This window comes from Salinimonas lutimaris (assembly GCF_005222225.1).
GTDB classification, from domain to species: Bacteria; Pseudomonadota; Gammaproteobacteria; order Enterobacterales; family Alteromonadaceae; genus Alteromonas; species Alteromonas lutimaris.
Map to the genome: position 1 here is coordinate 1,893,430 of NZ_CP036536.1, position 14,020 is coordinate 1,907,449.

The 14,020-nt window shown below is 46.5% G+C and carries 13 protein-coding genes and 1 other RNA gene; 5 read left to right on the top strand and 9 right to left on the bottom strand.

The window, feature by feature from the left end; translation table 11 throughout:
* Positions 1–22: 22 nt before the first annotated feature.
* Positions 23–1,090: a site-specific integrase gene (locus tag EZV72_RS08100; RefSeq protein WP_137166768.1), complete on the bottom strand. Its 1,068-nt coding sequence runs from the start codon at positions 1,088–1,090 to the stop codon at positions 23–25.
* The gene (locus tag EZV72_RS08105) at positions 1,087–1,269 is read right to left on the bottom strand and encodes an excisionase (RefSeq protein ID WP_137166769.1); all 183 of its coding nucleotides are present in this window, start codon (positions 1,267–1,269) and stop codon (positions 1,087–1,089) included. The genes EZV72_RS08100 and EZV72_RS08105 overlap by 4 nt, the downstream gene beginning before the upstream one ends.
* Before the next feature lie 94 nt (positions 1,270–1,363).
* Here EZV72_RS08105 and EZV72_RS08110 point away from each other — a divergent pair, with 94 nt between their 5' ends.
* On the top strand, positions 1,364–2,302 hold the full coding sequence (locus tag EZV72_RS08110) for a hypothetical protein (protein WP_137166770.1): 939 nt from the start codon (positions 1,364–1,366) through the stop codon (positions 2,300–2,302).
* A gap of 57 nt (positions 2,303–2,359) precedes the next feature.
* Here the strand turns inward: EZV72_RS08110 and EZV72_RS08115 are convergent, their stop codons facing one another.
* From EZV72_RS08115 to ssrA, 4 genes are all read right to left on the bottom strand, one after another.
* Positions 2,360–2,815 (bottom strand): hypothetical protein, encoded by a 456-nt coding sequence (locus EZV72_RS08115; RefSeq protein WP_137166771.1) that lies wholly within the window; start codon positions 2,813–2,815, stop codon positions 2,360–2,362.
* A gap of 20 nt (positions 2,816–2,835) precedes the next feature.
* On the bottom strand, positions 2,836–3,246 hold the full coding sequence (locus EZV72_RS08120) for an SEC-C metal-binding domain-containing protein (protein WP_137166772.1): 411 nt from the start codon (positions 3,244–3,246) through the stop codon (positions 2,836–2,838).
* Between the two features lie 76 nt (positions 3,247–3,322).
* Positions 3,323–4,747 carry a replication endonuclease gene (locus tag EZV72_RS08125; protein ID WP_137166773.1) on the bottom strand — a complete coding sequence of 475 codons (1,425 nt, stop codon included), beginning with the start codon at positions 4,745–4,747 and terminating at the stop codon, positions 3,323–3,325.
* Between the two features lie 356 nt (positions 4,748–5,103).
* Positions 5,104–5,461, bottom strand: a transfer-messenger RNA (tmRNA) gene (gene ssrA, locus EZV72_RS08130).
* Positions 5,462–5,735: 274 nt separating this feature from the next.
* Between ssrA and EZV72_RS08135 the strand changes: the two genes are divergently transcribed.
* Positions 5,736–6,980 (top strand): NADH:flavin oxidoreductase/NADH oxidase family protein, encoded by a 1,245-nt coding sequence (locus tag EZV72_RS08135; protein ID WP_137166774.1) that lies wholly within the window; start codon positions 5,736–5,738, stop codon positions 6,978–6,980.
* A gap of 61 nt (positions 6,981–7,041) precedes the next feature.
* On the opposite strand, the gene smpB is transcribed toward EZV72_RS08135, so the two are convergent.
* Complete coding sequence (gene smpB / locus EZV72_RS08140) at positions 7,042–7,521, bottom strand: SsrA-binding protein SmpB (protein WP_137166775.1); 480 nt, start codon at positions 7,519–7,521, stop codon at positions 7,042–7,044.
* A 179-nt stretch (positions 7,522–7,700) separates the two neighbouring features.
* Between smpB and EZV72_RS08145 the strand changes: the two genes are divergently transcribed.
* Positions 7,701–8,132, top strand: a complete 432-nt coding sequence (locus tag EZV72_RS08145; RefSeq protein ID WP_137166776.1) for a type II toxin-antitoxin system RatA family toxin — start codon at positions 7,701–7,703, stop codon at positions 8,130–8,132.
* Positions 8,129–8,476 carry an RnfH family protein gene (locus EZV72_RS08150; RefSeq protein ID WP_137166777.1) on the top strand — a complete coding sequence of 116 codons (348 nt, stop codon included), beginning with the start codon at positions 8,129–8,131 and terminating at the stop codon, positions 8,474–8,476. Before EZV72_RS08145 ends, EZV72_RS08150 begins: the two co-directional genes overlap by 4 nt.
* 16 nt (positions 8,477–8,492) lie before the next feature.
* Here EZV72_RS08150 and EZV72_RS08155 read toward each other — a convergent pair whose 3' ends face one another.
* A complete protein-coding gene (locus EZV72_RS08155) occupies positions 8,493–8,972 on the bottom strand; it encodes a MarR family winged helix-turn-helix transcriptional regulator (protein ID WP_137166778.1) in 480 nt (159 codons plus the stop codon).
* 28 nt (positions 8,973–9,000) lie between these two features.
* Entirely contained in the window at positions 9,001–10,974 is a 1,974-nt protein-coding gene (locus EZV72_RS08160) for a BCCT family transporter (protein ID WP_137166779.1), read from the bottom strand.
* A gap of 308 nt (positions 10,975–11,282) precedes the next feature.
* Between EZV72_RS08160 and EZV72_RS08165 the strand changes: the two genes are divergently transcribed.
* The gene (locus tag EZV72_RS08165) at positions 11,283–13,988 is read left to right on the top strand and encodes a TonB-dependent receptor (protein WP_137166780.1); all 2,706 of its coding nucleotides are present in this window, start codon (positions 11,283–11,285) and stop codon (positions 13,986–13,988) included.
* Positions 13,989–14,020 lie beyond the last annotated feature (32 nt).

The following is a 14,020-nucleotide window of genomic DNA, read 5'->3' on the forward strand; positions in this document are numbered from 1 at the left end:
CATATATTGCCCTTAGAGTATATCATTGTTGCTGTGATATCCACCTTCCATAAACTTTTCTAATCATTCCCCAATCTGCATGGCCCATTTGCTTCGCAACCCACATTGGATTTTTTCCTTGAGACAACATCATTGAGGCGTAGGTATGACGACACTGGTAAGGGTACCGGTAGGTTATTTTTAACTTTTCTAGAGTGGGTTTCCAGACGTATTTTCGCAACCCGTCAGCGTATTTGTAGTCATTCATAGTCTTAGGATCAATAAAAACTCTCTTATTATCAATATAAATTGTGGTTTTTAAACTCTGTATTGCTTCGATGGCTACAGGATGCAGCTCTACTGTTCTGATACTCCCCGCCGTTTTCGGAGCTTTTTCAATACCAGAAGTTATATTAACCCTAATGTGAGCGACTTCACGATCCAAATCCAAATCTTCCCATCTCAAGCCGAGTAGCTCGCCTGTTCTTAACCCTGTGTAGAAAGCAAACTGAAAAAATTGTGAGTAGGGTACCGGTAAAGCATTGAGAATCCGTTTGATTTCGTCTTTGCTGAAAGGTTTGGGTTCTTTAGTATCTTGCTTATAGCGCTCTATCCTTTCGACTGGATTCTTATCAATCACTTCATCTTGATAAGCACATTTGAATATCTGATTTAAAACATTCCGAGCTTCATTTATCGACTTCGCAGAAAGTGAGCTTTCTGACGCCCATTCGTCAAACATGCTGGCCTTGAACTCCGTTAGCTGAAGGGTACCCCAGTTAGGTTTGATATAAGAATTATATTTCTGAGAGTAGCCGCGAACAGTCGTATGCGACCACCGACGCTGTTTTTGTTTAAACCAGATATTTGAATAGTCGTGAATAGTATATTCGCATTGTTTATCGAAAGCCTTCTGAATGATTTTGCTGGTTGAGAACTTATCAGCGAGAGATTTATCGCTCATGCTGATAGCAAATTTGTATATGGATTCTTGTTCTTCAACCCGCTTAAGAGCTGTTTTGTTATGAGGAGCAGGGACGGTTTCTCTGTAACGCTGATGCCCCAAGGTAAAGTCGATGACATATCCACCTTTTACTACTTTTACACTCATTTTGCATTTTCCTTAAACCACTGATAAACCATTTCAACGACAAAAATCAGTTTGCCGTCAGGTGCTTTGTAATAATGTTCATTCTTTATCCACACGCCTTTCTTGACCTTCATATGAATTGCTCCCTTTGAGTAACCGGTCAATTCGGCAAGCTTTTCGGTTGTGACCATCGCGTTCATATTTGTGTACCTCTGTATCGATTGCAGGGCTAGCTTGGTCTCAAAAGGTTTGTTACAACAGTCACATGACGGGTTGTATACGGGTACTACGAATATGGAAGTTGAGGAAAAACAGGATGTTGAAGATTTGGAACAGTCGCTTAGATTTGCTAAAAAGTTCTTCCAAATTCACACGCCACAATTAGTTGGAGACCAAATCGGTGAGGTATTGGTTCTCAAAACACTTGAGCTCATTCAGTCCGAAGCAGTTAATGAGTCGCACTATTATTTCAGGGCTGCTGAAATTTTTGAGCAAATAAACGGTGAAAAAAACTCAGAGAAAGCTCGGCGCTGGATGAAGTCTCATGATGAAAACTTGGTGGCGCTTTTTGCTCAAACATCAGACCTAAATGTTGGACTAGCGGATAAGGGTCTATGCACGTTATCAATCGAGAGAATTGAACATAAAGGTGGTAAGCCAAATCAGTGGCGAATTCGGACGGGTAGGGAACGAGTAAAATCTGCCAACAGAAATGATGCTGCTGATATTAGATACATTGTGACGGCCCTACATGATCCGATGCCATGGGCGAAGCCGTTTATGAATGCGATTTTGTCACCACGAATTCTTATCACCGCAGGTCTCACATTACTTACATTAGTCATTATTCCAATATACACGCTACTTGGCATAATTGACTGGTCGAGTAAGCCGATAGCCACTTCCGTGGTTGTACTCGGTATCTTTGCAGGGTTAATGTTTCATCGGTTACACGAATTAATGAATAAAGGTGTTACTGAATTTCCTGTACTTTGGTCTAGAAAGCTAGGGCGAAACAAATTGTTCCTGTCTACATCATCAGGTGTTGAAAATAATCCGCTTGGAATGAAGGCTGTGACCATTGAAGCCAAGTGTTCAATCTGTGGCGAGGATCTAATAATCGATAAGAGCAGAGAGTTTCATGGTCGCTACATTGGAAAATGCAGAATTGCCCCATCTGAACATGTTTTCTCTTTTGACCATGTTACCAAGCGGGGTAAGCTTCTGCGGTAACTTAGTTCGTTAAAGGTCAGGTTGTTAAAGAGCTATTTGGATTTCAAATTTGGCAAACTAAGACTTAACATCACTTAAGCGCGGCTGTGCTGTTTGCCATGAACTTTCGTTACTATCTGATGATGAAGCGGGAACCGCCACGAGCTGTTTGAACTCGATAATCTCCATTTTGTATTTTTTATTCCCAGACCATGTATGGAAATGTTTGCGGGCTTCACTGATATTATTAAATACAGCGGCTTTACTCATTTTGCAGATACGCTGCTTTTCAGAAAGATAAAGACCATCCTCGTAATGGAAGTGCCAGGGCCAACTATCAGCATGAGCAGGTTCGTAGATACCAACTTGAAAAAACGATTTCTGTACGTACTTGTCTCTTAATTCTTCATAGGCGTCGGCAATATTTCGGTATGCCCTTTGCCATTTGCCAGGATGTTTACTTTTGAGCGCCTTAATAAGACGCCTTGTTTTTGCTTTGTGTAGCAGTACATTAAAGAGTTCTTCGTCTGTCATTATTCATACCGCCATAAGACTTAAACAAACTGTGGTTGAGTCTGAAAACGTACTGCACCATGATTTTTCATTGAAAATTCAAAAGCAGCTTCTAAGGTACTGAAAGGGCCGGCTAACTGAATATCTGAACAGTTACCAGTAGTCACAATCACATGATCAGTTTCGAACTTATCCGTGTTGTGCATTTCGTTTAACGATTTAGCTGCACCAGTTGAGAGTAAGGATACAAGACAGCAAACGGCTTCTTGGTCGAGATCAAACGGTGACATATCTGGCGCACGCTCACGGTTAAAGCCAATATATTGCTCTTTTGGCAGGCTGGCATTATTAGATTCATCTCGTACGAAATGCGCTTCTGAGATATCAATGCAGCAATGCTTAAACTTCTTACCACTGCCACAGGGGCATTTTTCATTTCTTCCGGTTTTCATTTTTTTCTTTCTCGTTTTGGGTTAGTACAGTTATTTACACAAGTCCAAGATACCTTCGATTTTGGCAGGCACGCGGTCACCGCGTGTCTGCCTGCAACCTTCGGTGACCCGCCGAGCCCGGCTCGACTGCTCGTCCGTCCCGTGGGGCGGGCGGGCAGTCGCCCAGCTCAGCAGGTGACGATATGAGCGTCCAGCCTTTATCAGCTATCAGGTATTTGGCAGTAACAGAAAGGATTGTTCTAGGCTTGTTGTTGTAAGCGTAGTTAGATAGCAGCTTGGGATCGATATCCTCGAACATGGCCTTAATTTGCTTTTCATACTCAAGAATGAAAGGACGTTCAGCTTTACGTTTGTTATTGCCGCCCATCATTATTATGTAAGCAAGCCAGTCAGAGGAATCTGCTGCCAGTCGAAGTTGGTCTAGCCCTGCATCTTCAATTTTTCCATCAATTCGGCGCAGTTGACGCCACAACGAAACGGAGGGAAGGCCAAAGAATTGAAATTGTCTGATTTTGAATAGTGAGGCCCAAGCTGTAATTCTTGAGGCTGCAACTTTGGCATCATTGCCGTATTTGTCAGTATCTAGGTATTCACCATCGATATTCTTACAGATATATTTAGCTATATAGTCCTGTGCAGAGCCTTTCTCATCTTTGATTTGCTCAGCTTTAAAACGACTATTCTTTGCTCCGTTTTCATTACCCTCATGCTCCATGGCATAGTGGCGAAGAATTTCTGTGACTCGCAGTACTTTTTCGGGTGGCATGAATAACATCAAATGCCAGTGAGGGGTACCATCGTGATGCGGTTCAACAACGCGTAATCCGTATACTTTGATTTCTTCTCTATCGAACTGTGCTCGCGCTTTTCGCCACTGCGAGTTTAAGTACTCGCTGGCATCTTTGACTGATAGTTTTTGATGTTTAGGATTCGGCTTACCTGATTTGTAGTGTGAATGATACTTTGATGGTGTGGTTAGTGTGTAAAACCAGCCACAGTCACCTTGTAACTTTGAAAACTCCTCTGTGCCTTTAACGCGGACCATGAGTTCAGCACGTCTTATTTTCGGGTTTGAAACGTTGGAATTGTATGCATCCAACATTGATATAAGCTCCCCATTAGCACTGCAAAACCATTTGTTCTCCATGAAAGCGTGAGCTTGTTCTTTTTCCCATTGATGCTGTTTGAGTCTATCGACGCTGCAATACGCACTTTTCGCTTGATTGATAAGGTCAAGTTGTCGGCGTACCTCTTCCATCTTTTGCGTAGCCAGTGTCTTTATCTTTTTAAACCAGAACTTTTCAGAGCGCAGTAGGTGAAGGGCTTCGGTCTGTGACATATCATCAGATATAGAAAACCCGTAACGACTGAACTTAGACCTGCAAAAGTGAAATGCCGCCTCGGCACTCATGTGCGCTGTATCTCTCAGGCACTGGAGCGCTTTCTGTTTAGCAAACATTTTTAATTCGGAAATATCGTTCGACAGATTGAGATCAGCCACTTCAAGTTGCCTGTCTAATCTGGCAAGGAAACGATTCGCTTCGATATAGCTCTTTTGTCTACTAATTCTGAGGTATTTATGTGCTACGTCATAAGCGATAGGCGATAACTTATCGAAAATGCGTTTGCGGAATAAATGACATTCTCGTGTACCGATGCCGCTGGTAAGCGAATCAGGTGAGGTGACAGATTCACGACATACAGATACAGATTCACGACATACAGATACAGATTCACGACTCTTTGAAGCCCTTTCAGGAACAAAGGAGAACGATTGGTGGTTAGATTGAAATTCGCTGGAAGCAGCGTTTTTAGAGGGATAGAGCGGTCTAGAAAGTTCTAGACCGCATCTGGTATTGGTGGAGCTGGCGGGATTTGAACCCGCGTCCAGAAAATGTCTACTTTTGGTACTACATGCTTAGTTTGTCTTTTGTTTAACTACTTTAGACCCCGACAAACAGGGTTCCTGGTAGCTGTCCTGATACTATTTCGCGGTTCAACCTCAGGAGAGTTTCCCTCGCTAGTTTGCTTAGATGACCTTCCGAATCCACGCTAGCAAACAAAGCTGTGGTGGAAGGGCCTATACCGGTTATTAAGCGGCTAGTGCGTAGTTTTCGTCGTTTGCGACTATTTAAATGCGGCTTTTTTAAGAGGCAAACCGCACCTCTGCATGCACCTCCAGCGTCCTAGATCCTGTCGAATCCTAATCAGCCCCGGAAGTCATTTGCTTAAACATTGCTATCAATGTCAAAACGAACCCGTAGTCTAGCGTTAATTACTGCACTACACAAGCGATTATCACTTGTTGCTGAACTAACTGGTCACAATTTTACCAAGTGATATCAATTACTTTGCGAACAGAAACAATAATGGGTGCGGTTGTGAGAAACACAACCCCTGCGTGAAAATTTGTAAAGATGCAATTTAGGGCAATTACCGCTAAAGTATGGCAAATTTTTTCAGCCAACCAGGTAAGCCACCACATTACCATGAGTTCACAGTCAGTAGTATTCGACCCACTCACTCTACCATGCGGCAAAGTGTTGAAAAACCGGGTAGTTAAAGCCGCCATGGAAGAAAATATGGCGGCTACCGGCTGCCTGCCCGATCATAATTTGTTTTCGCTGTATCGGTACTGGGCGCACGGCGATCTGGGCATGGTGATCACCGGCAATGTCATGGTAGATCGACAGGCCATGACGGGCGCCGGTGGTGTTGTACTGGAAAAGCAAACCTGTATTGAGCCATTTGTACGCTGGGCTAAGGTGATAAAGTCTGGTGGTGCGTGCGCGGTGATGCAAATCAATCACCCGGGACGTCAGGTGTTCAGGGCTGTCAGTGCCACTGCGCTGGCGCCGTCTGAAGTGCCATTAAAAATGGGCCAGTATACCAAGCAGTTTGCGCAGCCCCGTGAAATGACCTGCGAAGACATTTACGCAGTTACCCAGCGTTTTGTTGATACGGCTAAAAAAGCCCAGCAGGCCGGTTTTGACGGGGTTGAGATTCACGCAGCTCACGGCTATTTACTGGCGCAGTTTTTGTCTCCGCTAACCAATCAGCGGCAGGACCAATGGGGCGGGGCACTGGCAAATCGCGCCCGGTTGCTGCTTAATATTGTTAGCCAGATAAAGGCGGTATGCCATAGCGGGTTTTTGGTTATGGTAAAACTTAACGCGTCTGATTTTCAGCGCGGCGGGTTAACCCTGGACGAAGCCAAAACCATTGTGGGTTATCTCAATAAACTGGATATTGATTGTGTTGAGGTGTCGGGCGGTAATTATGAAGCACCGGCCATGCAGGGAAAAAGTGGCGATGAGCAGGTATTGGGTAAACATGGGTATTTTACTGAGTTTGCTGCTCAGATAGCTCAGGTGGCCACCATGCCGGTGATGACGACCGGCGGAATTGTATCCTTGCGCAGTGCCGAGCAGGTGCTCGCTCAGGGATGTGAATTGCTGGGAATGGCCAGCGCCCTGGCAACCACCCCGGATCTGGTCAGAAAATGGCAACAAATGCCTGGGTATAAAGGCAGTATTCCTGACTGCGACTGGCAGGATAAAACCCTGGCCAGCATAGTGAAGATGTCGATGGTACGACGTCAGTTACGGCGTCTGGGCAATGATTTATCTACCATGCGATCACCACGGCCATTATGGAGCCTGATACTGGATATGTTACACCGTCAGCGCCAGGTAAGGCGCTTACGACGCGACAAGCAAAATGCCGGAGAATAAAAGCCCGGGAATCTTAATAAAAAAGGCAGCCTGATTATTGCAGACTGCCTTGTTCATCAAATTACACGCTATGTTTCATCACCCGTTCTTTCTGGCGCTGCCAGTCACGGTCTTTCAGAGTATCGCGCTTATCTTTGGTGTCTTTACCTTTTGCCAGGTAAATTTCCAGTTTAACCCAGCACTTTTTCCAGTACATGGCCGTGGCCACAATGGAATAACCCTGACGGTCTCTGGCGCCCATCAGGCGGTCCAGCTCGCGTCGGCTAAGCAGCAATTTGCGGGCACGCTCTGGTGCACAAATTACATGCGTAGAAGCCTGTTGTAAGGGCGTAATTCGGCAGCCGACCAGATAAGCTTCGCCATTTTGGATGATGACATAGTTATCTGTGATGTTGACTTTGCCATCACGAATGCTTTTGATTTCCCATCCCTGCAACTCCATGCCGGCTTCAAACTTGTCTTCAAGGTGAAACTCATGGCGTGCTTTTTTGTTCAGCGCGATGGTACCGCCGGTATTTTTGTTTGCTTTGTTCTGTTTCATAGCCCGCTATTATACTGATTGTACAGACAATGTCTTTAGCTAGTCTTGCCTGAACGTGATGCATTTACTGATGATACAACAGATATGGGGCAAAACATTCAAAATGCAAAGTCTAGGTTAAGCAAATCGACTCGTGGTAGACTATACGACAGTTTTTTCAATGAAGTTAGTGAAGTTTAATGCCGACGATTCAACGCAGTGCGCTAGTGAACCATAGCGCACAAGCTATGTACGACTTAGTCAACGATGTGGAATCTTATCCGCAGTTTCTGCCCGGTTGTAAAGACAGCAAAGTGATGGGCCGTGATGATGCCTCCATGCAGGCCGCTCTGCTGGTCTCCAAAGCCGGCGTTAAGCAGTGGTTTACAACCCAGAATACGCTGGAGCCAGCCCGTCATATTCACATGAAGCTGGTAGACGGTCCGTTTAAGCGCCTTTCAGGCGGCTGGACATTTTCTCCGCTATCCGACGAAGCCTGTAAGATTGAACTGAACTTGGAATTTGAATTCACCAGTAAGCTTACCGAACTGGCATTTGGTAAAGTGTTTAATGCGCTGGCTGCCAGTATGGTAAAAGCCTTTACCGACAGGGCAAAACAGGTTTATTCATGAACCGGGTCATTAATACAGAAGTGGCTTATGCTGAGCCGCAAAAACAGTCGATTATTGATGTTGCCATTGCTGAAGGGGCGACGGTGAAAGAGGTAATCGAAGCATCCAGAATTACTGATCTGTACCCTGACATTGACTTAAGCAGCACCAAAGTGGGGATATGGAGTCGGGTGGTAAAGCTTACCGATGTTGTGGCCGACGGTGACAGAATTGAAATTTACCGTCCGTTGATTGCTGATCCAAAAGAAGTACGTAAACGGCGTGCTGAAAAAGCGGTTAGTGAAGGAAGAGCGGACAAGGTCACCGGCGGGCGACCTAATCCACTTAAAGGTCAGAACGACTAACCCGGCATAACCGGGCTTACAGGTTTTTGTCCGAAATACTCCCCACCTCAAGAAACGGTGATGCATCAATTTTCTCTGCATCCATCATGGTAGCAATGCGTTGCATGGTTGCTACCATCTGACTTTGTTCCCATTCTTTAAGGTCGTTGAAACGGTCAATAAAGTGTTCCTGTAACGGACGCGGCGCATGTTCCAGCGCCTCATTTCCCAAGTCCGTAAGGTGAACACTCACCTTACGTTTGTCCTTGGTACTTCGTATGCGTTGTGCAAGCCCTCTGTTTTCCAGACGGTCAAGAATATTGGTTATGGTGGCGGGGCTAAGGTTAATACTCTCAGCAATTTCACGCACCATCACACCGGGGTTACCTTCAATATTTTGCATCACCATAAGTTGCGGGCCGGTCAGACCCACATCCTTACTTAACTGCTTGCTACGCAAATCTACTGCGCGGATAACACGCCGAAGTGCTACCAGTAATTCCTCTTCTTTACGCATACAGCTGTCCTGTCGTCTCCTGTTTTGACTACTTCATCAAGTGTAGGAAGTGCTGATGTTTATGATAATGATCGATCACATCGTTAATGATCGCCAGTTTAGACCAGCCCATAATATCATAATTCTGACCACCTTCGCCTAAATGCACCTCTGCCCGGCAGTAGGTACTCTCGTCAGTCGCCACAGCTTCACCATTTTCATTAGGTACAAACTCAGGCTGATCTTCCAGCGTCAGATATACACCATAGATAAAGTTGGTTTCATCGCCCATGTCTACGGTCAGCGCAATAGAATCCTTATCTTTTTCTATATTCACATCAAATCCATGACTGGTGAATTCTTCATGCACTTCTTTAAGAGCAGGTTCAGCCACCTTTTCAATAAAACGACGAACGGTTTTCTCATTGGGGAAACTAATCGTGTTTTCCAAACGATTACGCCAGTCTTTATCAGCTTCATTGGCGGTGGGTTGTACGGAGGTCATTTGCAGGCTTTCACGTTTGTAGGTGTCGACCTTCAATGCCTTGAACAGCCCGTACATGGCCAGCAGCAAGACTATTGAGAATGGCAGTGCAGCAATAATTGTCATCGTCTGCAAGGCTTCCAGTCCGCCGGCATACAGTAATATCGAACCAACAATACCTACCGTCAGGGCCCAGTAAACACGCTGCCACAATGGGGTATCGTTGTGACCGTTTGAGCACAGCATATCAACTACCATGGCACCGGAGTCACAGGAGGTCACGAAGAAAATCATTACCATCACCATCGCCACAATCGTCAGTACCGATGACCATGGGAACTTTTCCAGGAACACAAAGAGTGCCACCGAAGAGTCGTCGGCTACCATAGTTGTAAGCTTGTCAAAACCCTGATTGACCACCAGATCAATGGCGGCATTGCCAAAGATAGTCATCCACAGCATAGTGAAAGCGGTAGGGATCAACAGCACACCGATAACAAATTCACGAATGGTACGGCCGTAGGATACACGTGCGATGAACAGGCCAACAAACGGCGACCAGGCTAACCACCAACCCCAGTAGAAAATCGTCCAGCCACCAATCCAGTCGGTTTTGTCGTAGGCATACAGATTCAGGGTGTTACGCACAATATCAGACAGATACGCACCGGTGTTTTGCAGATACGCCTGCAGCAGGAATACAGTAGGGCCCAGAATGAAGATAAATAGCAACAGCAGAATAGCCAGCGCCATATTGGTTTCTGATAAACGGCGAATGCCCTTATCCAGACCGGTGGCAACTGACACTATCGCCAGCAGTACCACAAAGCCCATTACCATGACCTGAACACCTTCGCCTTTGGGTACACCAAACACGTAGTTCAGACCAGAGTTAATCTGCTGAGCTCCCAGTCCCAGTGAGGTAGACACACCAAAGATGGTCGAGGTAACCGCGAAGATATCTACGATATGACCGGGCCAGCCGTAAATTTTATCACCAATGATCGGATACAGTGCAGAGCGCAGCGTAAGCGGCAGATTATGTCGAAACGCAAAATAACCCAGCACCATGGCGACCATAGCGTAGATGCCCCACGCATGCAGACCCCAGTGGAAAAAGGTGGTTTTCATGGCTTCGCGCATGGCAGCCACTGTTCCCGGATCCGCGCTGGGCGGTGTTTGAAAATGCATGATGGGTTCGGCCACGCCGAAGAACATCAGACCAATCCCCATTCCCGCTGCGAACAGCATCGAGATCCAGGTTGGCATAGAAAACTCGGGTTTCGCATGGTCCGGACCAAGCCGTAATTCACCAAAGCGGGAAAAACCCAGAAAAACTACTGAAATCAGTATTACCGCTACCGTCAGAATATAAAACCAGCCACCGTTAGTTACGATAGCGGATTGAGCACTGTCAAACACGTTTTTAGCATAGTCTGACCCGGCAGCAGCAAAAATCAGCAGGGCGAATATTAGTAATGATGAGGTAATGAATACCTTTTTGTTCAAATAGCCTTGTTCGGCATTTTCACTGCTCACTTATTCATCCTTCTGTTAATTAAACAAAGACCCAAACGGAATCGTCCCAGATTTGAGTACGGCGGAATATACGCGAAGGAACATTAAATTTAAACTTTTGTAGTAATTATTAGTGTTCAAGTTGATTTTTGAGTGAAAAGTGTGCGAACTTTTATAAGAGTGTTCTAAAATTAGCCGACAGCCCGCTAAAAACAATAAATGGCTGTGGTGAAAAGCAGGATGGAACACGCGTGATGTCGTATCTGTGCAAACAGTTAAGCCACAAAAACGGCAACATCATCTATAAAAGTAAAGGAAACACACCAATCATGAAAAAGTCTCAACTTAGTTGCGCTATATTGGCTGCGCTGGCGGGCTTGTCTGTGCACGCTCAGGAGGAGTCTTCAGGGCAGGCTAAAATTGAAACCATTGAAGTCACCGCAACCAAACGGGCAGAGTCGATCCAGGATGTGCCGGTTGCCGTTACAGCGCTAAACGGCGAAGCACTGGAGAATATGGGTATTGATAATTTCCAGGATTATGTGGAGTTTCTGCCCAATGTCACCTTTCAGGGTACCGGCCCCGGCCAGAATGAAATTTACATTCGCGGCGCCGCCACCACCCAGTCCAATATCATGCTGTCTTCAGTTCAGGCCTTACAGCCTTCTGTGGCATTTTACTTAGATGATCAGCCTGTATCGATGGCTGGCCGTAATTTGGATGTTTATGCCACCGATGTACAGCGGGTAGAGGTTCTGCCGGGGCCGCAGGGAACCCTGTTCGGAGCCAGTTCACAGGCTGGTACTATCCGGCTTATTACCAACAAGCCCCGGCATGACGCCTTTGCCGCCGGCGTTGACACAAATTTGTCGTTTACCAAAGATGGTGAAATGAGTAATGCACTGGAAGCTTACTTTAATATGCCATTGTCAGACGACCTGGCGGTACGTGTGGCAGCTTACAACGATAAACAGGGTGGCTGGATAGACAATGTGCCTAACGTGCCCGGTGAGGGCGGTTATATTGGTAGTGCCCAGGTTATCAACCGCATTTCCGGTGGTCCGCTTGCCGATGCTGCTGCGATGGATGCCAACCGCATCACCAACCCGGATATTTCCTCAAACACTGAGGCGGCCGTGGTCTCCCCGCAAAACGATGCATTGGTAGAAGAAGACTTTAATGATGCGGTGTATGCCGGCGCGCGACTTGGCCTGAGTTATCATATCAATGATGACTGGAAGCTGCTGGTGCAGCACACTCAGCAAACGCTGGACACCGAAGGGGTATTTGCCTACGACCCGACGCTTGATGGTGAGCAGTCAGCGCTGCGCTTTCAGCAGGAAGAAAACAAGGATGAGTTCGGGCTGACCACCTGGACGCTAGAAGGGCGCCTGAACAAGCTTGATCTGGTGTACACGGGTGGTTATCTGGACCGTGAGATTGATACGCTGGCTGATTACACCGGCTATACTAATGGGGGTTTGTTTTCAGCCTATTATGTGTGTAATCACTATGATACGCCGGACAATACCGCTGATGAGCGCTGTCTGGACCCGACCAAATATTTTAAAGAAGACACCAGCACTACTCGTAATACCCATGAACTGCGTTTTAACACCACCATGGATACGCCGTGGCGTGTTACCGCCGGCTTGTTTTATGACGAGCAGGAAATTGCCACAGTAGGCCAGTTTAAAATTGCTAACACCGAGATGACAACATTCGGGTTTGATAATCTTCAGCGAACTCTGGTGGGCAATGAGGGTATCAACAGCGATGGCGGTCCGTTTCCTTCTGAGGTCAGTTTTATCAACGACATAACCCACACTATTGAGCAGATAGCGGTATTCGGGCAACTGGAATATGATCTGACCGACACCATTACCGCCAGTGTGGGCGCGCGGTGGTATGAAATTGATGATATTTACGAAGGCTCTACTTCTACCGTGGATGTAAGTCGCCGGATTCGTGCGTTTGGTACCATGGATGCCGATGAACTGGCAGCTGTCGGGCTGGACCCGGAAGCGGTTAATGCTGCAGTACAAAGCGGCCAGTTGCAGGTAGATTTGCTTGATGATGATGGCGTGCTCACCGTGGATGACACAATATTCAAGTTCTCACTGGACTGGAAGGTCAATGAAGATGTACTGCTGTTTGCCAACTACTCGGAAGGCTTCAGACCACCGGTAACCAACCGGGTGGGAGGAGGTTTATCTTCCAATCAGGCCGGCAAATTCGAGAATTTCCGTATTCCGGTGTATTCCACCACCGATACGCTCGACAACTATGAACTGGGTTTGAAAGGTGATTTTCTGGACGGGATCCTGCGCGTGAATGCAACGGCGTACTACTCAGAAATCACCGACCTGCAGACTTCCCGGTTTGACCCGACCAATATCTCGTTTCTGGTCTTTACCGACAACGTAGGCGATGCCGAAATTCAGGGGCTGGATGCCAATATTACCTGGCTGGCTACCGATAATCTGGTGGTGAATGCGGCATTTAGTCTGCTGGATACCGAGCTGACCCGGGTTAACTCAGAGCTTGAAGGCATTGCAGCCGGAGTGGGCACTGAACTGCCATACTCAGCAGGCTTTTCCGGGAACGTGAATGCCCGCTATTTCTTCGAGGTGTTTGATGGTAAACAGGGCTATTTGAACGGCTCTGTCAGTTATACCGGGGATCGTTATGCCGGCATGGTAATGGACGCCTACGTTATGGAGGATGCCACCCAGCTGATTTACGGTACCGGCTCGGGGCTGAAAATTGAGCAGCATGCTGATGTTTATGAAGGCGTGACCTATGCGGATGCCAATGGCGATACCTTTCGTGGTGGCCGCTATGTACAGGAGTCCTATGTGCTGGCTAATCTGGCGGTTGGGGTGACCAACGATGCCTGGAAGGCCGAGCTGTACATCGATAATGTATTTGATGAACATGCGGTACTCAATATTGATACCCAGCAGTTTACACCTAAAGTGGTGACTAACCGGCCCCGTACCATCGGTTTGCGGTTCTCCTATGATTATTATTAAGCCATTGACGGCATTATAAATAGTTGTTGTAC

Coding starts and splice junctions, on each gene's coding strand:
- EZV72_RS08100 (WP_137166768.1), bottom strand. CDS start 1,090: ATGAGTGTAAAAGTAGTAAAAGGTGGATATGTCATCGACTTTACCTTG.
- EZV72_RS08105 (WP_137166769.1), bottom strand. CDS start 1,269: ATGAACGCGATGGTCACAACCGAAAAGCTTGCCGAATTGACCGGTTAC.
- EZV72_RS08110 (WP_137166770.1), top strand. CDS start 1,364: ATGGAAGTTGAGGAAAAACAGGATGTTGAAGATTTGGAACAGTCGCTT.
- EZV72_RS08115 (WP_137166771.1), bottom strand. CDS start 2,815: ATGACAGACGAAGAACTCTTTAATGTACTGCTACACAAAGCAAAAACA.
- EZV72_RS08120 (WP_137166772.1), bottom strand. CDS start 3,246: ATGAAAACCGGAAGAAATGAAAAATGCCCCTGTGGCAGTGGTAAGAAG.
- EZV72_RS08135 (WP_137166774.1), top strand. CDS start 5,736: ATGAGTTCACAGTCAGTAGTATTCGACCCACTCACTCTACCATGCGGC.
- smpB (WP_137166775.1), bottom strand. CDS start 7,521: ATGAAACAGAACAAAGCAAACAAAAATACCGGCGGTACCATCGCGCTG.
- EZV72_RS08145 (WP_137166776.1), top strand. CDS start 7,701: ATGCCGACGATTCAACGCAGTGCGCTAGTGAACCATAGCGCACAAGCT.
- EZV72_RS08150 (WP_137166777.1), top strand. CDS start 8,129: ATGAACCGGGTCATTAATACAGAAGTGGCTTATGCTGAGCCGCAAAAA.
- EZV72_RS08155 (WP_137166778.1), bottom strand. CDS start 8,972: ATGCGTAAAGAAGAGGAATTACTGGTAGCACTTCGGCGTGTTATCCGC.
- EZV72_RS08165 (WP_137166780.1), top strand. CDS start 11,283: ATGAAAAAGTCTCAACTTAGTTGCGCTATATTGGCTGCGCTGGCGGGC.